Source organism: Lactobacillus sp. W8093, assembly GCF_016100925.1.
In the GTDB taxonomy this organism is placed as follows: domain Bacteria; phylum Bacillota; class Bacilli; order Lactobacillales; family Lactobacillaceae; genus Lactobacillus; species Lactobacillus helsingborgensis.
In genome coordinates this window covers 151,852-171,489 of the sequence record NZ_JACFRL010000003.1, presented here as the reverse complement: position 1 = coordinate 171,489, position 19,638 = coordinate 151,852, and the positions used below count along the sequence as shown (strand labels likewise).

Below are 19,638 nucleotides of genomic sequence, written 5' to 3'. Positions count from 1 at the left end.
ACCTATGTCCGCGGATGAGTTTTTGCGTACACCTGTAAAATATGCTTCTGCGACAAATTGGTGTAAATTTGGGTGGTACTAATATCTGAATGACCTAAAATTTCTTGAACTACACGCAAGTCCGCACCATTTTCTAGCAAATGCGTAGCAAAAGTATGCCTTAAAGTATGAGGGGTAACATTTTTTTGAATACCAGCCATATTACAATATTTTTTAATAATTTGCCAGACTGCCTGCCTTGTTAAAGCGGTACCGCGACTATTAAGAAAAATAAAGTCACAGTTTTGGCCTACTTTTAATATTAACGGATCCCGTACTTTTTCCTTATAACTATCTATCCAGGACAAAGCTACTTCGCTTATTGGAATTAACCGTTCCTTTGATCCCTTACCGAAAACTTTGATCAACTTTAGTTCTTCATGTAGATCGTTAAACTTGAGGTTGATTAATTCACTCACCCTAATTCCAGTTGCATATAAAGTTTCAAGCAACGCCCGATCACGCAAACCCAATTTCTTATTGGTATTAGGTTGATCAAGCAAATGATTGATTTCATCTACTGTGAGAGCTACAGGTAAAGAGCGCCTTTTTTTGGGAGAATCTATTTCCAGCATGGGATTGATTTTTTGGATGTTTTGCCTTACCAGCCACTGATAAAATTTACGCAGACTGGAAATTAACCGACTAATTGAACTGGTGGCTTTATTTAAATCACGCTGTTGAGCCAAAAAGGCATCAATGTCAAGAGCTTTAGTTGGCCAAGTCTTTAAATGCTCTTTTTTTAAAAAATTGATAAAAGCAGTTAAGTCTTGCCTGTAAGATGTAATGGTGTTCGCGCTTAAACCGCGCTCAATTTGGCTGTATCTTAAATAATCTTCAACTTGTTCTGTTAAATTGTTCATTTTGCTACATCTTCAGGATCATTAATTAAAGTAATTGTACCTGCGTCCTTGTCTTCAACAATATAATTATTTTTGAGCAAATGTCCCAATGCACGCTTAAAAGCAGATTTGGAAATGCCAAAATAATTTTTAATATCTTGAGCATCTGATTTATCGTAAAAAGGCAACATTTTGTCGCTTTTACGCCGCAAACTCATTAAAACCATTTGGGCATCATCATCAATTTCTTCAAAAGCACGAGGTAAACTGCTTAAGTTTAGCCTGCCATACTGACTGATACCAACTACTCGGCCTTTGAACTGTTCACCTAAGCGCAGAGGACGAGCCATTTGTGTAGGATGGACAAAACCAAGATAGTATTCTTTTGTAATCACAAAAGCTCCTACTTCACGTGCAGAATAGACCGTTCCAAAAACATCTTTGTTTTTCATGTCATCTGGAAAATGAGCAGCAAGCTGTTCAAAGATATTCTCATCAGCCAGCTTTGCCCAAATACGATCTTTTTCATCTGTTTCTAAATGAACTAAAAGCTGGTCATCTGGGCGAGGCCACCGATCTTTATTAAAAGGTAAATCATCAAGAGATATTACAACATCTTTATCCGGCAAACCAATATCCACGAAAACTCCGAGGTCATATTTAACTGCTGTGACCTTACTCCAACCATATTGGTCTTTTTGAGCAAACGGCAGGAATTGGGTCATTTCACGATTATGTTGTTTATCGTCGTATAAAAAGCCCTTGATTTCTTCCCCCAGTTTAGGCTTTTCTTCCTGCGTGATTTCTTTTCTTTTTAATTCATAAGTAATACCATCAATTTGCACGAAAAAAGAATTTTCATTTTGATCAATAATTTTACCAGCTGCGATGGTGCCAAGCATAATTTTCTCTCCTAAATCTAAAATTGGGATCTTTAAACAAGTATATCATTTTCAAAGTATTTAGCTCTAATAGTCATTTGACTTTACTAGTAATATCTATTGTATCATTGCCTAGTGTATTTAACTCAAAACAAAATAGCCAGTGACAACCACTGGCTATTTTGACAAATGAACTTAATTAAAGATTTGAAACTTCACCTTGGTAAATAGCACCACGACGAGCATCAACAGTAATAGTAATTCCACTACCAATCTTTTCAGTTGCATCACTAACACCAACAACAACTGGAATACCTAATGATAAACCAACCACAGCAGCATGTGAAGTCAAGCCGGAAGCTTCAACAACTAAACCGGAAGCCTTCTTGATCGCTGGCATGTAATCAGGGTCAGTAGTCTTGGCAACAAGGATGTCTCCTTCTCTAGTCTTGCTAATTGCTTCTTCGGCACTGTTAACTACAACTGTTTTACCAACAACTGAACCGTTGCCTACTCCTAATCCTTGAGCTAATTTGCTACCAATAATTTGGAGTTTCATCAAGTTGGTTGTACCTGAGTCACCAACAGGAACACCAGCAACAATGATTACTAAATCACCATCTTGAACATAACCTTGTTCTTTAGCAACTTTAGCTGCTACTTCGAACATGTCATCAGTAGAAGCAGGTTTTTCAGTAAGCAAAGGTTGAACACCCCAAGAAATGCCAAGTGAGTGTTGGATCTTCTCGTCAAAAGTTAAAGCTAAAATGTTAGCATTTGGACGGTACTTGGAAATCATTCTTGCAGTATAACCAGAATTAGTTGCAGTAATAATGGTTTTGACACCTAATTCTTGTGCAGTCCGCACAACTGATTCACCAATAGCTTCCGTAACGTTTGAACCCTTGTATTCTTCAAATCTTTGCAGAGCTAGAGTGTTACGCTTAAGAAGTTCTCGTTCAGTTCTTTCATCAATTTCTGCCATTGCTGAAACAGCTTTAACTGGGTACAAACCATTTGCTGATTCACCAGAAAGCATAGTGGCATCAGTACCATCAAGAACTGCATTGGCAACATCTGAAACTTCAGCACGAGTTGGACGAGGATTTTCTTGCATTGAATCAAGCATTTGGGTGGCAGTAATAACAGGCTTACCAAGTGCGTTTGCTCTCTTGATTAAATCTTTTTGAACAAATGGCACATCAATAAATGGAATTTCTACACCCATGTCACCACGAGCAACCATTAAACCATCTGAAACTTGCAAGATTTCGTCTGCGTTATCAATACCTTCTTGTGATTCAATCTTAGGATAAATCTTAACGTAGTCACAACCAGCATCTTCACACAACTTACGAATATCAAGGATATCTTGCGCCTTACGTGCAAACGAAGCAAAGATAAAGTTAATGCCATGAGCTAAACCAAACTTAATGTCATCAGCATCTTTTTCAGTAATTCCTGGGAGGCGAATTTCAACGCCAGGTGCATTAACACCCTTCTTAGAACCGATAACACCAGTATTTTGAGCTTCACAAACTAATTCTTTCTTTTCTTCGTCTTTTTCTTTAATTAATAAGTCAACTAAACCATCGTCAATTAAAACGTGACCACCAACGTGGGTATCACCATAAAGACCTTCGTAAGTAACATGAATCATGTCCTTGTTACCCGGTTTAGAATCGTCCATTGATACACGAATTTGGTCTCCAGTATTAATGGTAAACTTGCCACCTTCTTGATCAGTGGTTCTAATCTCAGCACCTTTGGTATCTAAAGCAATACCAAGTACTAAACCAGTTTCTTTTTCAACTTGACGAACCATTTTCATCCGTGAAAGATGTTCAGCATGGTCACCATGTGAAAAGTTGAAACGAAATACATTTACGCCTGACTTAGCCAGAGCTGTAATAGTTTCAATATCATTTGAAGCTGGCCCTAAGGTACTAACAATTTTAGTTTTCTTCATTATTTAAAAATCTCCCCAAAATCGACTATTATTTAGTCATTTCTTCATTAATGTCAAGTAAAGACTGTTCACTGGCGTGCTGTTCATCAAACAGGTCCAGAATATCGTGGGTTTCTAATTGACCATTCTCCATGCCGACAGCTAAACCGCCTTTACCATCGAGAAGTAATTTAACCGCATAGTTACCCATTTTTGTGGCATTAATTCTGTCCAAAAGGGTTGGTGAACCACCGCGTTGCATGTGACCTAGAATATTTGCTCTACAATCAAAGTCACCGTATTTTAAAAGCTCTGTTCTAAAATCAGCAGCATTCATGACACCTTCAGCTAACACGATAATACCATTATCTTTGCCATCTTTAAAGCCGCGCTTTAATCTTTCGGCAATTGCCTTAATATCGTATTTTCTTTCCGGAACAACAATTGCATCAGCACCGGAAGCCAGACCTACACGCATAGCAATATCGCCGCAATCTCGTCCCATAACGTTAACTACGAAAACGCGGTGATGGCTGCTGGCAGTGTCTCTGATTTTGTCAATAGCTTCCATTGCAGTATTGCAGGCAGTGTCAAGACCAATTGTATATTCAGTATACGGAATATCATTATCAATAGTACCTGGTAACCCAATTGAATTAATACCCAAACGTGTTAATGCCAAAGCACCGTGATATGATCCGTCACCACCGATTACAATAATAGTATCAATATCATGCTTTTTTAATTGTTCAACACCCTTCTTTTGCACTTCTTCTTGTGCAAATTCAGGATAGCGGGCACTGTAAAGAAAAGTACCACCAGAATTAATCATATGGTCAATGTTTTCAGCAGTTAATGTAACAAAGTCACCTGCTACAAGGCCGGCAAAACCATAACGAATACCAACAACACCAAGACCGTGATGAATAGCGGTTTTTGTAACAGCCCTTACGGCTGCATTCATACCTGGAGCGTCGCCACCGCTCGTTAAAATTCCAATTCGTTTCATGAATTCACCTCATCAAGATTATTGTGTAATTTCTCACATCACCTAAATTTTAACATTCTTTCAGGAAAAAATCTCACAAAAAATGATTTAAATTCTTGATTTAACAGTCTTTTTCGATGTTAGCGTTAACAACAGCTACTTGCTCAAGTTTACGCAAAAATCACTCTTTGAAGTTGACAACCTTTAAATTTGTCAATACATACTGTTTTTTACTGGAATCAATACGGTCATTCTGTATTTTAATACCTAATAAGTAAATTCCACCTTCCTTTAAATTCGATTGAATTTTATCATAAACATTAGGAAAAATAACAATATCCTGCTTGCTGCTTGAATCCGCAAAGCTGCCAAACGCCATTGTTTGCCCATTTTTGGTTCTAATTAATTTTAAATTTAACAGCTTCCCCACTGTTATGCCTGACTCATGGATTTCAAAATCACTTAAAGGTCTGGCATTAAATTTTTGAGCATATTTTTGAACTGCTAATAATGGCGAAGTTAAAGTGGAAAAACCCAAGGCTTCTTCTTCCATGCGGGCCTTTTCCTGTTTAGTTGGTGCTTTAGCCGGCTCAATAGGTGCTCCGCCTAAGCTTTCAGCAAGTGCAAGATTTCCCTGCGTTAATTTAACGTTTTCAACTATTTCAGTACTATTTTGTAATAACTCATTTCTATTAGAGTTAAGTTGATCAAAACAGCCAGCTTTAATCATTGATTGTATTACTTTGGTTTGAATAAACTTAGGATCAATTTTTCGCAAAAAATCACTTAAAGACTTAAAATTGCCATTCTGTCTTTTCTTGATTATTTCCTTCAGAAAATCAATCCTGATACCCTTAATTGCCCGCAAGCTGACTAAAATTTTGCCGTCAATCACCTGATAATTTAAGGTACTTTTGTTAATATCAGGAGACAGAATTTTTACCCCGTCACCTTGTGCTTTCATCACATATTCAATTAACTTATTTTGGTTACCAGTATTTGAATTAAGCATAGCTGCATAAAATTCAGCAGGATAATGAACTTGCAAATATGCTAACCAAAAAGCAATCATTGTGTAGGCCACAGCATGGGAGCGGTTAAAGCCATAATTTGCAAATTGTTCAATATAGTTATAAACCTTGGCCGCTACTTGTTTAGTTTTGCCTTTTTTGACAGCACCGGAAATAAAGCGCGATTTTTCTTTCTCAATAACGCTCTGGTCCTTTTTTGACATTGCTCGTCTCAAGATATCGGCTTCACCTAAAGAGAAACCTGCTAAAACTTGAGCCGTTTGCATTACTTGTTCCTGGTACACTAAAACGCCATAGGTAGAAGCCAAAATTGGTTTTAAACTTGGATCTGGATACGCTACTTTCTGCTTGCCCTTTTTTCTGGCTATAAAAGTCTTGATATTTTGCATTGGGCCTGGCCTGTAAAGAGCGTTAACAGCAACTAAATCTTCAAAGTCGTCAGGATGTAATTCACGCAATACATTTCTGATCCCGCTTGATTCAAACTGAAAAACCAGCTCGGTTTCTCCTTTTTGGAAAATTGCTAAAGTTTGAGGATCATTCAAAGGTATTTTATTAAAATCGATTTTTTTACCTTGTGTTCGTATTAATTTTTCCGTATCCCCTAAAATTGTAAGATTTCTGAGACCTAAAAAGTCTATTTTTAATAATCCCAGTGATTCGACATATTTCTTTGTTTGCTGAGTGATAGGTATGCCCAACTGACCAGATTGTAAACCAGCAATCGCGGCAATAGAATTATCACTAAGGACTAGACCGGCTGCGTGAATAGAATAGTGCCGCGGTAATCCTTCCAAACCATTTGCCGTTTCAAAGAGCAGCTTATTTTGCGCACTGGCATTCACTAGCATTTGCATTTTCTTTGAGCCCTGATATGCTTCTTGCAAAGTGATTTTACCTTTAGAAAAAGGTACGCTGTTTGACCATTTGCTCATTTGCATTTCTTGCAAGCCAAAAACGCGTCCCGTATCCCGCAAAACTTGTTTAGCGGACAGAGTACCGAAGGTAAGAATTTGAGCCGCATGGTCCATACCGTATTTAGTGAACATGTATTTGATGACATCGTCTCTGCGATTATCAGGTATGTCTAAATCAATATCTGGCATTTCGTGTCTTGCCGGATTTAAAAACCGTTCAAACAGTAATTTATATTGTATAGGGTCAACTTCCGTGATGCGCAGTGAATACGAAACTAAGGAGCCACAGGCAGAGCCGCGTCCCGGCCCCATAGCTATATCAGAGCGGTGGCAATAATTTACGACATCCCAAACTATCAAAAAGTAATCGTTAAAGCCCATTTGGTCAATAACCTGCAACTCGTAGTCCAGTTGTTTTTGATAGTTTAGCGGTATTTTATGCCCATGAAAACGGTCCTGTAGACCTTGTTGAGCTAAAGAATTAAGATAATCCTTTGAGTTAGCAAACTGGTCCTGTTTGTATTTAGGCAAAACAGGTGTTTGAAAAACAACTTTGGCAGCACAAGCATCAGCGATTTTGCCCGTATTATTTAGAGCATCATCCAAATTAAGCTCATGATAACGCTCACTTATTTCCTGAACTGAAGGCAAGTAATGTGAGCCTTTTTGTTTTGCCAACTCAGAAATATCCTGCATTACAGCGCCTTTTTTAATAGCTTGTAAAGTCTTGCGCAAAAATTGATCCTGCGGTTTCAAGTAGCATGTGTCTTCAACACTAACAAGGGGCAAGTCAAACTGCTTAGCAATCTGCGTGACGTATTGAATATAATTTTCTTGTGAATTGCTGCCGTAAACGCCTAAATATAATGAACTGGTCTTTGGCACCAAACTAATTAAATGCCGGATGAAATTAGTGCCCAAGTTTTCATTCTGTAGCTGCAAATTAAGTAACTCACTATGTGTATTTGCAGGTGTGATAAAAATCAGTTCATTTAAATCTTTAGTTAAGTTTTCTAGAGTCAGGATTTTGTCATTAGTACCATTATCAGTTAGCAGATTGATCCTACTTGATAATCGTAAAATATTGCGGTAGCCTTCATCTGTTTTAGCAAATGCTATTAAATCATATTTATGCGCACTATCAATTAGACCATTAAGTCTCAACTGCATCCCTAAAAGGGGCTTAATACCAACCTCTTGTGCTACTTCGTAAAAGTTAACTAGACCGTATGTGACATTAATATCCGTTAGCCCTACGGCATCATAGCCTAAATTTTTAGCGGTATTCAATAAATTTTTGATCTTTATAGGACTTTCTAAAAGCGTGAAAGCACTAAGATTTTGCAGAGCAGCATATTTCATTTTTGCAGCCACCTTCCCTATAAATTAGTATACCAAAAAGCTATCTTCTGGATTGAAAACGTGCATAATTTTTGTTAAAATTCATGTGTATGAAAGAAGGAACCACTATGGGTCGTTATATCGTGACTATTTGCTGGAGCGTGGTTTACATGCTAATTGTAGGTTTCATCGCTGCTCCATTAACGCAAAATGTTTTTAATTTCAAAGAAGCTGCCATTGTTGGTTTGATTTTCGGATTGCTTTTTGCGGCAATCATTCCTACGATCACAGCTCACTCTCATAAAGATAAAAGTAAATATTCTAAACTCAAATAAAAAAGTCATTAGTCTAAAACTAATGGCTTTTTTGTTTACTTAAAATAATAATTTCGCGTTGAATCCAGCTTAATATTTTTCTTTTGCAAATACTCTTGAAACATCTCTACATAATCTTTATCCAAAATAGTTTCAATTTTATTTGGTGAATATTCCGGATAAAAACCACCGCCCATTGCCCGATAATTATTTACGGCAAGATGATATATTTTTTCAGCTACAATTGGTACTCCGTTTAATTCCAATTTAGTTAGGCGACTGCCCTGACTCTTAGAAATATCTGCATCATAAGTCAACGGATAAAACACATCAAAATTAAAAAGCAGGTTTTTATACTTAGGCTTGAAAACTACTTTTCCAGTCTGATCTTTTGTCAAAAATTTTAAGGAGTATTCAACAATATTACGCAATTCTTTGCCTGTCAACCTAACCTTGCACAATTGGTTGGCAAACGGATAATTTAGTAAAATATCACGCATAGTTACATCTTCGTTAAATCCCTGAGCCGTTTCACTCATTAGTGCTGTTGCAGAAATATCAGCTTTGGTAAAATAAAGTTGCATATTTTGAATTAAATTGATGAAGTCAGACCCATTAATTCTGGCCTGTTCAGCGTTCATTACTAAGGCTGGTTTTTCTAAGTGAGCAATTGGCTGATCCAGCCACAATTGTGTTTTTTTATCCAAACTAGCGCCTAAATTAATAATTTTATTGTCGGGAACATGATTTTTGCTATCCAATAATTCCACAGACATGTGTTGAATTTTGTTACTCTTATCAGCAATATCCATTACTACTTTGGCAACACATTCTCCCTTGTAGCCCGGTTGAACAATAGCAGTATTATTTGAAATGAGCTTTAACTTGCGGTGCTGGTGACCTGTTAGCATTACATCAATTTCTGGAATATTCTGTAAGATACGGTAGCCCTCATTTTCACCTGTTTTTGGTTCGGTTCTCTTACCAGTTTTTAGATCGGCTTCAAACCCGCCGTGGTACAAAACCCCTAACACATCAACTTGCGGACGTAAAATTCTGGCTATTTTTTGAACCTGAGTAAAGGCAGATTCAAACTGTAAGCCTGTAATATGGTCTGCAGGCTCCCAAAATGGTATTCTCTGGGTCGTAATACCGATAAGACCAATTTTTAAGCCATTTTTATGCAGAATAACATAACTCTGACCAAAAGCTGACCGACCCGTTTTACGAGATAAAATATTGCTATTTAAAAATGGTGACTGACTAAACTTCAGATAGCTTTTTAAATAATCTTGACCAAAATTAAAGTCATGATTGCCGAGACACCTTGCATCATAACCAATCTCATTATAAAAATCTGCAAATTTTTTTAACACAGAGCTATTATTAGCTTCATGAACATAGGCAGCAAGCGGTGAGCCTTGAAGAAAATCTCCGGCATCGGTCACAATCACATTGTCTGGGCCATATTTTTGACGTTCTTTTTCAATTAGACTGCTTACTAGGCTGAGACCAAAAGCAGCAGAATAGTCATTTTTATTCTGATAATCGGTAGGCATAATGTAGCCATGAATATCACTTGTGTGCAAGAAAACCAGTTTCATTTCAGCATGTTCATCTTTCTAAATAAAAAAAGACACCTAATTTTTGGTGTCTTTTAATTATTGGTTGTCGCTTGAGTTAGTTTGGTTAACTACTTGGCGACCTTTGTAATATCCTTTAGGTGAAACGCGGTGGCTCAAACGATATTCTCCAGTAGTTGCATCATAATGCATTGCTGGCACAGTTAACTTAATATGACCACGACGTGAACGTTTCTTTTGCTTAGAAGTATGTCTTTTAGGAACAGCCATTTAAATTGATCTCCTTTTTTGTAGAATTACGATTTTAGTTACTTAAAAAGTACCCAAAATACTTCACGTTTGTTAATGATACTATTGTATCCCGAATAAATCAAGCTATATTAGTTATTCTTGTTTTGATCATGTCCGTAAGATCCCCAAAAATAACCAATTAGAACTCCAATAATAAGCATTAATACTAAAATAATGATTAAGGGTAGCTTGAATTTGAACAAGCCAAAATTAATAGCAACATTATCGGTATTTAAAACCACAAATATTACTGCTAATAATGTCAAAATTAAAGTAAAAATGAGTTTAATCTGCCTGCCTGTGTTTTTCATAATTTGCACTACTTTCTTGAAGCAAACTTAAGTGATAATTTATCACCAATGGTGGGAAATAGATTATATAATTTGGCCAATATTCCCAAACTAACCGGTAAGTTAAGTTCACGCTTGTTACTGCCAAAGAAATGAACTACTTGCCAAGCAACATCATCTGGGTCAAGCATAAATCTTTGAACGTTTTCAGCATAATGTCCACTCTTATCAGCAATATTAAAGAAATTAGTATAAACAGGGCCCGGGTTCACAGTCATCACTTTGACTCCAAAAGGTTTTAGTTCTAACCGCAGGACATTAGAAAATTGAATGACAGCCGCTTTGGATGCACTGTATGCTGCCGATTTCACTGTAGGGACTTTGCCGGCAATCGAACCAATATTAACAATTTGACCAGCTTTTTGATCTATCATTAAACGACCAACTAGACGGGTAAAATACATTAAGCCCAAAACATTGACTTGAAACATTGCTGTCACTTCGTGACGATTTGATTCTAAAAAATTCTCAAATTTGCCAAAGCCAGCACAATTAACTAAATAGTCAACGTGTTTGGTTAACTTTACTATTTGTTTAAACGCAGCATCAATTTGATCACTATGATTCATATCAGCAACAATTGTATAAGCTGGAGCGCCGGACAATTCGTGTGTTTCTGAAGCTACCTTTGCTAATTTTGCCTCATTTCTGGCAATTAAAATCACTGTAGCTCCTCTACCAGCACTTTCTAAAGCAATAGAGTGTCCTATTCCACTAGATGCACCAGTTATTACAACTACCTTATTTCTCAGAGAATCACTCATTTTTCTCACCTTTCATCGGAATTACAATTCGATCAAAATCATTAGCCAACCTAGTGTTTGGAAAAATCTTCTGGGCTTGGTTTTCTAATTTTTTGGCTTTAGCACCTAAATATCTGGCAGAGATGTGGTTTAAAAACAAACGTTTAACCCCATTATCACGCGCAATTTTTGCTGCTTCAACAGCAGTGGAGTGATAATATGAATGAGCTAAATTTGCTTCATTGCCAGCGAAAGTTGATTCGTGAACCAGCACATCAGCATTTTGCGCCAACTGGGCAATTGCCGGTGTAGCACGAGTATCATAAATAATTGTCACTACTCTACCCGCCTTATTAGGTCCTAAAAAGTCCTTACCATCTAATATAGTACCATTATCTAGGGTAATTTTTTCACTATTCTTTAGTTTACCAAGTAATGGTCCGTTAGGTACATTATATTGCGCTAATTTATCCATTAAAAGTTCACCCGGTCGATTATCTTCGACAACTCGATAACCAAAACTAGGAACGCGGTGAGCTAACTTTTCCGCATATACCTTAAAACCATTGCCTTGAAAAATGAGTCCCCCTTCTTCTAAAACCACAAATTTGATCGGATAACTAATTTTTGTGCGCGAAACTTTTAAGGCTGTTCTGACAAACTCTTCTAATCCGGCTGGACCGTAAATTGTGATTGGACCAACATCCCCTTGAAAAGACCTGGTCGCAAGTAATCCCGGCAATCCGAAAATATGATCACCATGATTATGAGAAATAAATATTTTGGTTACTTTGCGTAGTCTAATATTCGTACGCAAAATTTGATGTTGGGTAGCTTCACCAACATCAAATAACCAAATCTCATTAATTTCATCGAGCATTTTTAACGCAATACTTGATACGTTGCGTTTTTTAGACGGTTGTCCTGCTCCAGTTCCTAAAAATTGTAACTCCATACTCTTCCCATTCTAATACTTAGCTTTTTCAACAATTTGTTTAACAATTAGAGCACTATAGTGCTTTGATCCCAGTGGCGTTGGGTGCGTTTTATCTTCATAAAGCCAATTTGGATGCTGTCTGGCATTCGAATACCAATCAATAACAGTAAAATTAGGGTATTTTTTTGCTGCTTCATTTAATAAACTATTAACTTCATTTTGCCACGGTTTATTTGGTACATAAGTATTAATCCAAAATACTTGTTTCTTTTTTCCTATTTGCTTCATGAGCTCATTTAGATCTGCCATTTTAAAAGGACCGTTAGTGCCTAAACCAATCAAAATATTTTTACCCAGTGCATTTTTACTTCTATAATGCTTAAGCAAGCTAAAAGAAACACTTAGCTGCCGCGAAATTGCCGCATCTATCACGGCCTTAGGCATTAAACGGTTTAAATCATCGCTGGACCCCGCCATAACTGAATCACCAATTGCTGTGAGTTCAACTTTACGCGCCAATTGCAGCTCAGTTTGTGAGATGCCATATTTCATGAATGATTTATTAACAGGATGCTTTTTAGCAGCACGTTCAGCTTCCTTCAATAGTTTAGCCTTTTTTTGTTCTTTGGGGCTAACATTTTGGCGCTTAGCAATTAGTGCCTTATTATTTTTCTCTTGCTCTTTGCAATTAGCTCTAATTCTCCGCGCAAGTTGCGTCTGATTGAAATTTTGGGCTTTAACTGTTGGGGAAACAAGAATTGCGATACTTCCAATTAGAAAAATTAAGCTTGCCAAAATAGCTTGGGCCCGAAGCAGATAATTACGGGTATTTTTAGCAAAAACCTGCCGCCAAAATTGTTTCAATTTTAGCCAAGAAATTTTGCCCAGAGGTTTTTCTACCAACCTGTATGATAATTCACTGAAAATAAGAATTAAAAGTAACTCTAGCAAATGATAAAGTTGAACATGATCTGCCATGTTAGAAACTTTATCTTCAAAGAAAATCATCACTGGAAATTGGTAGAGATAAATTTCATAGCTGCGTGAGCCAAGCCAATTGAATATGGGATTAGTCAACCAGCTATCCCAGTGGCAGCCAGGATGAGCTGTTACACCGACAAGCAGAGTAACAAATATGGTAAATAACAGCATCCCGCCGTAATAAGGAAAAGCACTTTCCGGATTCATGGCTGGATTGAAAAACAAAATTAAAATACCAATGATACTAGTTAAGCCTATCAGGTCTAAAGTAATAGTATCACTAGTTTTAATGTTGCTTTTTAGTTTGTTTAGTGGCCAAATTACCGCTAAAGCTGCTCCCAAGCCCAGTGCAAAGAACCTGGTATCTGTACCATAATATATTCGATTAATATCAACACCCGATTTATACATAAGTGCCATTTCACAAGCTGAAAGAATGGACAAAGTGCAAATAATACTAAAAATATATTTTCTTTTTTTACCATACTTTACCAGTAAGAAAATAACTACTGGCCACAACAGGTAAAATTGACCGTTAATTGACATAGTCCATAGGTGGACAAATGGCGATTCATTGACTGCAAAGCGCTCAAAGTAGCTTTGCCCGTTGAGAATTTGCCAGAAATTATAAACGTTAAGCAGATTAGCCACCACAATCTGACTTAGTTTAGCCAGTAAATTGCGTTGAAATAAAATAATATAAGCAGCTGAAAACCATAGTACCGCAATCAGTGGCGGATAAATTTTTTTCAGCCTGCTTAAATAAAACTTTTTACTATCATAAAAGCCTTTTTCTTCATAAGACTTTAGTATCTGACACGTAACAAGATATCCAGACAAAACAAAGAAAATCGGTACACCAAGATACCCGCCCACAAAAGTATTAGGGTCAAAGTGATATAAAATCACTCCGATTACCGCCAAAGCTCTAAGTCCAGAATATCCTGTAATAAACCGATTTTTTGTCATATCTTTCAAAACTTTTCTATTATTTTATTGGACAAATTCAAAATTGAATGAACCAATGATTACATCATCGCCGTCAACGGCTCCTTTTTTACGTAATGCATCATCAACACCTAAGTTTTTCAGCTTGCGTGCGAGTCTCATAACTCCGTCATGGTAGTCAAGATTAGTCCGTTCAACCAACCTCTCAATACCTTCACCTTTGATTTCAAAAACATGTTCTTCTAATCTAATAATTTCGAATTCTTGTTTTTGCTTTTGTTCATATTTGTATTCTTTAACATTTTGAACGTTTTCAGTGGTCTTGGCAACTTGTTCTTTTTCAGCTTGTTCTATCAAACTAGCCGTATCCTGCATCAATTGGTCAATACCCTTGTGAGTGACACTAGAAATAGCATAAACTGGTTTGTTAATTTGCTGAGACTTTAAGTCCTTTTTAAATTGACTTAATTTTTCTGCTGCACCCGGGATATCCATTTGAGTTGCAACAATAATTTCACGTCTATTTTCAAGACTCTGATCATATTGCAGCAGTTCATGACGAATAGTCTGATAGTCTTTGATTGCTTCACGCCCATTAGCAGGATCCATTGCCACTAAATGCAAAATTACTTTAGTTCTTTCAATATGACGTAAAAATTGGATTCCCAATCCTACACCATTACTTGCCCCTTCAATTAAGCCGGGCAAGTCTGCCATAGAAAAATCACGTCCATCAGGTAAAATTACCATGCCCAAATTGGGAGTCAAAGTCGTAAAAGAATAAGCAGCAATTTTAGGTTTAGCTTTAGTTACAATAGATAATAAAGTTGATTTGCCTACAGAAGGAAAGCCCACAAGACCAACATCTGCCAAAACCTTTAGTTCTAAACGTAAAACCCGGTCTTCTCCTGGTTCCCCATTTTCAGCAATTTCAGGAGCGGTATTAACACTGGTGGCGAAATGAATATTGCCGCGACCTCCGCGGCCCCCGCGTGCAACCACTAATTCTTGTTTATTTTTAGTAAGGTCACCAATTTCTTCGTTAGTCTCAAAATCATAAACAGTTGTACCAACAGGTACTTTTAAATATAAGTCGCTTGCTCCTCGACCATATTGTGATTTAATGCGACCGTTTTCGCCATTTTCTGCTTTAAACTTACGGCGATAACGAAAGTCCATTAATGTTCTTAAACCGCTGTCAGCAACAAAAATAATGCTGCCGCCACGACCTCCGTCGCCACCAGCTGGTCCGCCATTAGGGACATATTTTTCATGGCGGAAAGCAACCATACCGTCGCCACCTTTTCCTGCTTGGACTTCTATCTTAGTTTGGTCGACAAATGTTGGCATAAAGATTCTCCTTCCGTCTTTCTTAACCTTATTACTATACCACAAATGCTTAGTGGAATTTGGGTTTAAATCAATAATTACAACGTTAATTTAACAGTTTGAGCCTGCGGTAACGTCAAACCAACAGAGCGCAATTCATCAATTGAAGCTTCCTTGATTTTTCTCAAAGAGCCAAAATGTCTTAATAGCTTATTCCTGCTTTTAGGACCAATTCCTTTAATAGAATCAAGTTTACTTGACAGTGCATTTTTGGCATGTGTTTTTCTATGAAAGGTAATAGCAAAGCGGTGTACTTCATCCTGAATTCTAGTCATCAAATAAAAGCCTTGTGATTTAGGATCTAACGGAATTAACTTCAAGGGCACACCATTAATAGGATCACCATACAAAAGATGGTTTGTGCGGTGCTTATTATCTTTAACCATGCCAGCTACCGGAATGTTAAGGTTTAACTCATTTCTTAAAATATCTTCACACGCATCAACCTGAATTTGACCACCGTCCATTAGAATTAAATCCGGCATTGGTTTATGCTCTTTAAGTAATCTGCTGTATCGCCTGCGGACAACCTCACGGGTATTGCGCACTTCATCACCACCATTTTGATGTTCGACTTCGCCCTTTAATTTATATTTCCGGTATGAATTTTTGTCCGGTTCGCCGTCTCTAAAAACTACCAAAGCCGAAACTGGGTCAGCTCCTTGAATATGTGAATGGTCGAAACTCTCAATGACATGACCATAAGGCAACCCCAAGGAATCAAAAATTTCTTTCTGTGCTCCCTTAGTTTTTCTATTGCCTAATTCCAGCAAGCGAAATTTTTCGTCCAGTTTGAGTTTGGCATTGTCTTTTGCCATATTTAATAAGGAACGCTTTTGCCCTCTTTTTGGCGTTCTCACCGGTACGTGTAAAACCTCGCTTAGAGCTTCATTATCAATTTTGGCAGGCACAAGAACTTCTTTAGGCAGTATTCTATTTCTTTGACCGTAAAATTGCACAATAAACGAGGAGAATGTATCTTCAGGATCATTAGTATCAGTTAACGGATACATCCTAGTTTCGCTTCTGAGCAGCTTAGCTTGTCTTAAAAAGAAAATTTGAATGGCAATCCAAGATTTATCAACGTAAAAGTTAAAAATGTCACGTTGTGTATTGTCATTAGAAATTATTTTTTGCTTTTCAACGGTTTCTTCAATGTAATTAAGTTGATCGCGAATTTCAGCTGCGCGCTCAAATTCCAGGTTTTGAGATGCAGTTTTCATCCTTTGATTAAGGTCTTTTTTGACCCAACCAATATCACCGTTCAGAAAGCTCTTGATCTTTTTAATTTGAGCAGCATAAACTGCTTTGGGTACATTTTTAAAGCAGGCGCCAAGGCATTGACCCATATGATAATATAAGCAAGGCCTACCTTGTTTACCATGACAGCGCCTTAACGGAAAAACTTTCTGGATAAATTTGAGTGTAGCCTGAGCAGCGTAAACATTCGGGTAAGGGCCAAAATAATAGCCCCCATCTTTTCTAATAATACTAGTTAATTTTGTTTGAGGATCCCGCTCGTTAGTAATTTCAATATAAGGGTAACCTGTACCTTGCTTTAATTGTACATTATAATATGGCTGATACTTCTTAATTAATGTTACTTCAAGTAAAAATGCTTCCTTATCTGTCGAAACCGTGATGATATCGTAGTCACTAATATTTTCAACTAATTCAGCACGTCTCCCAACCTGAGTACTTTTAAAATAAGAACGTACACGACTTTTCAGATTTTTTGACTTGCCGACATAAATTACTTTACCGTTAACATCCTTCATCAAGTAACAGCCTGGTTTAGCCGGTAATAGTTTTAATTTATTTTCAATTAATTGCGATGCCAAAAAATCACTCCCTCCAAAATCAGCTATATTATTTTAACATATAATTTACCGTTTGAAATTTGCTTTTGCTCATTAAACACTTTATGCTATTACTTAAATTTTTATAATCATTCTCTATTTACTTTACATAAATTATATTATTTAAACTAAGATCAAAAATCTAGCTAGCTACTTAATATTATTTTTATTATAATGAAATCAGGAAGGAATTTAATTATGGGTTTAACATTCAAAAAACAAGATGAACTAGAAAAACTATTCGATAAATTTGCGACAGTGCCAAAAGATAAAAAGAAAAAATTCACCAAAGACAAAGACGAAAAAGACAAGCAAAAGGATAAATAAAAATGGTTCTCCTAAGAGAACCATTTTTTCTTACAAATTTACAGATTTTGTTCAATCCATTGCCATACTTCTTTGACATGTAATTTTTGAACTGAACTAAAAGTAAGGACTTCCACGTTATCGTGCTTTAGATCAAGCTTATGACTTAATGCACTGATGACCTGATTTCGCTGATTTTTCTTAATCTTGTCAATTTTTGTGTAAACCACCAAAATCGGTAGATTTAAATAAAGCGCATAATTATACATGGCTATATCATCTTTTGTAGGATCGTGGCGACCATCAATTAAAATGATTAAACCTTGCAAGTTTGCTCTGGTTTCCAGATAATCTTGGATCATTTCGCCGAACTGTTGTCTTTTCTTTTGCGAAACTCTGGCATAACCATATCCAGGAACATCAACTAAGTAAAAATCATCATTAACTAGATAAAAATTTAGTGTTTGCGTCTTACCCGGTTGACCCGACGTCCGCGCTAAATTTTTGCGACCTAACAATGTGTTAATTAAGCTTGATTTACCCACATTTGAGCGTCCTGAAAGCGCAATTTCCGGTAAATTATCAGTTGGATATTGTTCCTCTCGGACTGCACTAATAGCGTATGAACTATTTTTAATGATCATTAGCAGCCTTTATTTCCAAATTATCTTCTGGATTATCATCTTTACGGCGAGTTACTTCAGGTTCAGCGTTACTCTCAATTACATCTTTAGTAACTTTTACTTTTTCAATGTCCGGTTCACTTGGCGTTTTATACATGATGCCCATCATCGCATTTTCAATTATAGTACGTAAACCACGAGCACCCATATTACGTTCGATTGCCAAATCAGCTATCGCATTTAAAGCTTCCTCAGAGAACTCTAAGTTGACTTGATCAAGTGACAATAGTTTCTTATATTGTTTGACTAGAGCATTCTTTGGCTCAGTCAAAATTCTTACTAAATCAGCACTGTCAAGTTTATCCAAAGTAGCAATTATAGGTATTCTTCCGATAAATTCCGGAATTAAGCCAAATTTAACCAAGTCACCTGTCGTCAGATGTTCTGTCCAGGAATCATCCTGAACTTTATTCAATTCATTTTCGGCACTAAAACCTATTATTTTTTTGCCCAGACGACTTTTAACGATCTGCTCAATACCGTCAAAAGCACCACCGACAATAAATAAGATATTCGTAGTGTCAATCTGAATTAATTCTTGCTGTGGATGCTTACGACCACCTTGAGGTGGCACAGAAGCAATTGTACCTTCCAAAATTTTCAGTAAAGATTGTTGTACACCTTCGCCAGAAACGTCACGCGTAATTGAGACATTTTCAGACTTTTTAGAAATTTTATCGATTTCATCTATATAAACAATGCCGCGTTCTGCACGCTCAATATCATAATCGGCATTTTGCAATAACTTAAGCAAAATGTTTTCAACGTCTTCACCGACATAACCAGCCTCAGTTAAAGTAGTTGCATCTGCAATAGCAAAAGGCACATCTAATATTTTAGCCAATGTTTGGGCTAAATAAGTTTTCCCTGACCCAGTTGGTCCGATCAAAGCAATATTAGATTTTTGTAATTCGGTTGAAGAATCTACGTCCATTTGGGTGACACGTTTATAGTGGTTATATACAGCAACCGAAAGAATTTTTTTAGCACGTTCTTGCCCAATAACATATTGATCAAGCTGCTTTTTTATTTCCATTGGCTTAGGTAAATCACGTGCCTTTTTTAATGAGTCAGATTTCAATTCATCATCAATAATTCTTTTTGATAAATCCACACACTCATTACAAATATAAACACCATTACCAGCAATCATCTTTTTAACTTGATCTTGTGTTTTATCACAAAAGGAACATTTAATTTCCTCTTGTTGATCAGTAAATTGTGATGCCATCATATTCCTCCTCATATCTTCAACTTTAAGGTTAGC

17 protein-coding genes are annotated in these 19,638 nt (G+C 36.7%); 2 read left to right on the top strand and 15 right to left on the bottom strand.

The features are described 5' to 3' along the window. Positions 1–2 precede the first annotated feature (2 nt). From xerD to H3T47_RS03105, 5 genes are all read right to left on the bottom strand, one after another. Complete coding sequence (gene xerD / locus H3T47_RS03125; RefSeq protein WP_046327083.1) at positions 3–902, bottom strand: site-specific tyrosine recombinase XerD; 900 nt, start codon at positions 900–902, stop codon at positions 3–5. Then, complete coding sequence (locus H3T47_RS03120; protein WP_199282503.1) at positions 899–1,783, bottom strand: S1 RNA-binding domain-containing protein; 885 nt, start codon at positions 1,781–1,783, stop codon at positions 899–901. Before H3T47_RS03120 ends, xerD begins: the two co-directional genes overlap by 4 nt. A 178-nt stretch (positions 1,784–1,961) precedes the next feature. Then, positions 1,962–3,731 (bottom strand): pyruvate kinase, encoded by a 1,770-nt coding sequence (gene pyk / locus H3T47_RS03115; RefSeq protein ID WP_109918341.1) that lies wholly within the window; start codon positions 3,729–3,731, stop codon positions 1,962–1,964. A gap of 28 nt (positions 3,732–3,759) precedes the next feature. Then, complete coding sequence (gene pfkA, locus H3T47_RS03110) at positions 3,760–4,719, bottom strand: 6-phosphofructokinase (protein ID WP_046327080.1); 960 nt, start codon at positions 4,717–4,719, stop codon at positions 3,760–3,762. A gap of 160 nt (positions 4,720–4,879) precedes the next feature. Next, positions 4,880–8,008 carry a DNA polymerase III subunit alpha gene (locus tag H3T47_RS03105; protein WP_046327079.1) on the bottom strand — a complete coding sequence of 1,043 codons (3,129 nt, stop codon included), beginning with the start codon at positions 8,006–8,008 and terminating at the stop codon, positions 4,880–4,882. 107 nt (positions 8,009–8,115) lie between these two features. Between H3T47_RS03105 and H3T47_RS03100 the strand changes: the two genes are divergently transcribed. Continuing rightward, positions 8,116–8,322: a YjzD family protein gene (locus H3T47_RS03100; protein WP_046327078.1), complete on the top strand. Its 207-nt coding sequence runs from the start codon at positions 8,116–8,118 to the stop codon at positions 8,320–8,322. A 35-nt stretch (positions 8,323–8,357) separates the two neighbouring features. Here H3T47_RS03100 and H3T47_RS03095 read toward each other — a convergent pair whose 3' ends face one another. From H3T47_RS03095 to uvrC, 8 genes are all read right to left on the bottom strand, one after another. Then, on the bottom strand, positions 8,358–9,905 hold the full coding sequence (locus H3T47_RS03095) for a bifunctional UDP-sugar hydrolase/5'-nucleotidase (protein WP_199282502.1): 1,548 nt from the start codon (positions 9,903–9,905) through the stop codon (positions 8,358–8,360). 57 nt (positions 9,906–9,962) lie between these two features. After that, positions 9,963–10,154 (bottom strand): 50S ribosomal protein L32, encoded by a 192-nt coding sequence (gene rpmF, locus H3T47_RS03090; RefSeq protein WP_038522462.1) that lies wholly within the window; start codon positions 10,152–10,154, stop codon positions 9,963–9,965. 110 nt (positions 10,155–10,264) lie between these two features. Beyond that, on the bottom strand, positions 10,265–10,486 hold the full coding sequence (locus tag H3T47_RS03085) for a lipopolysaccharide assembly protein LapA domain-containing protein (RefSeq protein WP_187159033.1): 222 nt from the start codon (positions 10,484–10,486) through the stop codon (positions 10,265–10,267). A gap of 8 nt (positions 10,487–10,494) precedes the next feature. Continuing rightward, a complete protein-coding gene (locus H3T47_RS03080; protein WP_109918336.1) occupies positions 10,495–11,289 on the bottom strand; it encodes an SDR family oxidoreductase in 795 nt (264 codons plus the stop codon). After that, complete coding sequence (gene rnz / locus H3T47_RS03075) at positions 11,282–12,223, bottom strand: ribonuclease Z (protein ID WP_199282501.1); 942 nt, start codon at positions 12,221–12,223, stop codon at positions 11,282–11,284. Before rnz ends, H3T47_RS03080 begins: the two co-directional genes overlap by 8 nt. Positions 12,224–12,235: 12 nt before the next feature. Beyond that, complete coding sequence (locus tag H3T47_RS03070) at positions 12,236–14,155, bottom strand: acyltransferase family protein (protein ID WP_199282500.1); 1,920 nt, start codon at positions 14,153–14,155, stop codon at positions 12,236–12,238. Positions 14,156–14,179: 24 nt separating this feature from the next. After that, positions 14,180–15,484 carry a GTPase ObgE gene (gene obgE / locus H3T47_RS03065; protein ID WP_199282499.1) on the bottom strand — a complete coding sequence of 435 codons (1,305 nt, stop codon included), beginning with the start codon at positions 15,482–15,484 and terminating at the stop codon, positions 14,180–14,182. Between the two features lie 77 nt (positions 15,485–15,561). After that, positions 15,562–17,364: an excinuclease ABC subunit UvrC gene (uvrC, locus tag H3T47_RS03060; RefSeq protein WP_199282498.1), complete on the bottom strand. Its 1,803-nt coding sequence runs from the start codon at positions 17,362–17,364 to the stop codon at positions 15,562–15,564. 216 nt (positions 17,365–17,580) lie between these two features. Here uvrC and H3T47_RS09335 point away from each other — a divergent pair, with 216 nt between their 5' ends. Then, positions 17,581–17,709 (top strand): SPJ_0845 family protein, encoded by a 129-nt coding sequence (locus tag H3T47_RS09335; RefSeq protein ID WP_255409528.1) that lies wholly within the window; start codon positions 17,581–17,583, stop codon positions 17,707–17,709. Between the two features lie 38 nt (positions 17,710–17,747). Here the strand turns inward: H3T47_RS09335 and yihA are convergent, their stop codons facing one another. Both yihA and clpX read right to left on the bottom strand, forming a co-directional pair. Continuing rightward, a complete protein-coding gene (yihA, locus tag H3T47_RS03055) occupies positions 17,748–18,332 on the bottom strand; it encodes a ribosome biogenesis GTP-binding protein YihA/YsxC (protein ID WP_199282497.1) in 585 nt (194 codons plus the stop codon). Continuing rightward, positions 18,322–19,602 carry an ATP-dependent Clp protease ATP-binding subunit ClpX gene (clpX, locus tag H3T47_RS03050; RefSeq protein ID WP_199282496.1) on the bottom strand — a complete coding sequence of 427 codons (1,281 nt, stop codon included), beginning with the start codon at positions 19,600–19,602 and terminating at the stop codon, positions 18,322–18,324. Before clpX ends, yihA begins: the two co-directional genes overlap by 11 nt. Positions 19,603–19,638 lie beyond the last annotated feature (36 nt).

Excerpts from the sequence above, each read along its gene's own strand:
- clpX (WP_199282496.1), bottom strand. The coding sequence starts at position 19,602 with ATGGCATCACAATTTACTGATCAACAAGAGGAAATTAAATGTTCCTTT.
- H3T47_RS03080 (WP_109918336.1), bottom strand. The coding sequence starts at position 11,289 with ATGAGTGATTCTCTGAGAAATAAGGTAGTTGTAATAACTGGTGCATCT.
- H3T47_RS09335 (WP_255409528.1), top strand. The coding sequence starts at position 17,581 with ATGGGTTTAACATTCAAAAAACAAGATGAACTAGAAAAACTATTCGAT.
- xerD (WP_046327083.1), bottom strand. The coding sequence starts at position 902 with ATGAACAATTTAACAGAACAAGTTGAAGATTATTTAAGATACAGCCAA.
- rnz (WP_199282501.1), bottom strand. The coding sequence starts at position 12,223 with ATGGAGTTACAATTTTTAGGAACTGGAGCAGGACAACCGTCTAAAAAA.
- rpmF (WP_038522462.1), bottom strand. The coding sequence starts at position 10,154 with ATGGCTGTTCCTAAAAGACATACTTCTAAGCAAAAGAAACGTTCACGT.
- H3T47_RS03070 (WP_199282500.1), bottom strand. The coding sequence starts at position 14,155 with ATGACAAAAAATCGGTTTATTACAGGATATTCTGGACTTAGAGCTTTG.
- H3T47_RS03085 (WP_187159033.1), bottom strand. The coding sequence starts at position 10,486 with ATGAAAAACACAGGCAGGCAGATTAAACTCATTTTTACTTTAATTTTG.
- H3T47_RS03120 (WP_199282503.1), bottom strand. The coding sequence starts at position 1,783 with ATGCTTGGCACCATCGCAGCTGGTAAAATTATTGATCAAAATGAAAAT.
- H3T47_RS03095 (WP_199282502.1), bottom strand. The coding sequence starts at position 9,905 with ATGAAACTGGTTTTCTTGCACACAAGTGATATTCATGGCTACATTATG.
- pyk (WP_109918341.1), bottom strand. The coding sequence starts at position 3,731 with ATGAAGAAAACTAAAATTGTTAGTACCTTAGGGCCAGCTTCAAATGAT.
- yihA (WP_199282497.1), bottom strand. The coding sequence starts at position 18,332 with ATGATCATTAAAAATAGTTCATACGCTATTAGTGCAGTCCGAGAGGAA.
- H3T47_RS03100 (WP_046327078.1), top strand. The coding sequence starts at position 8,116 with ATGGGTCGTTATATCGTGACTATTTGCTGGAGCGTGGTTTACATGCTA.
- H3T47_RS03105 (WP_046327079.1), bottom strand. The coding sequence starts at position 8,008 with ATGAAATATGCTGCTCTGCAAAATCTTAGTGCTTTCACGCTTTTAGAA.
- obgE (WP_199282499.1), bottom strand. The coding sequence starts at position 15,484 with ATGCCAACATTTGTCGACCAAACTAAGATAGAAGTCCAAGCAGGAAAA.
- pfkA (WP_046327080.1), bottom strand. The coding sequence starts at position 4,719 with ATGAAACGAATTGGAATTTTAACGAGCGGTGGCGACGCTCCAGGTATG.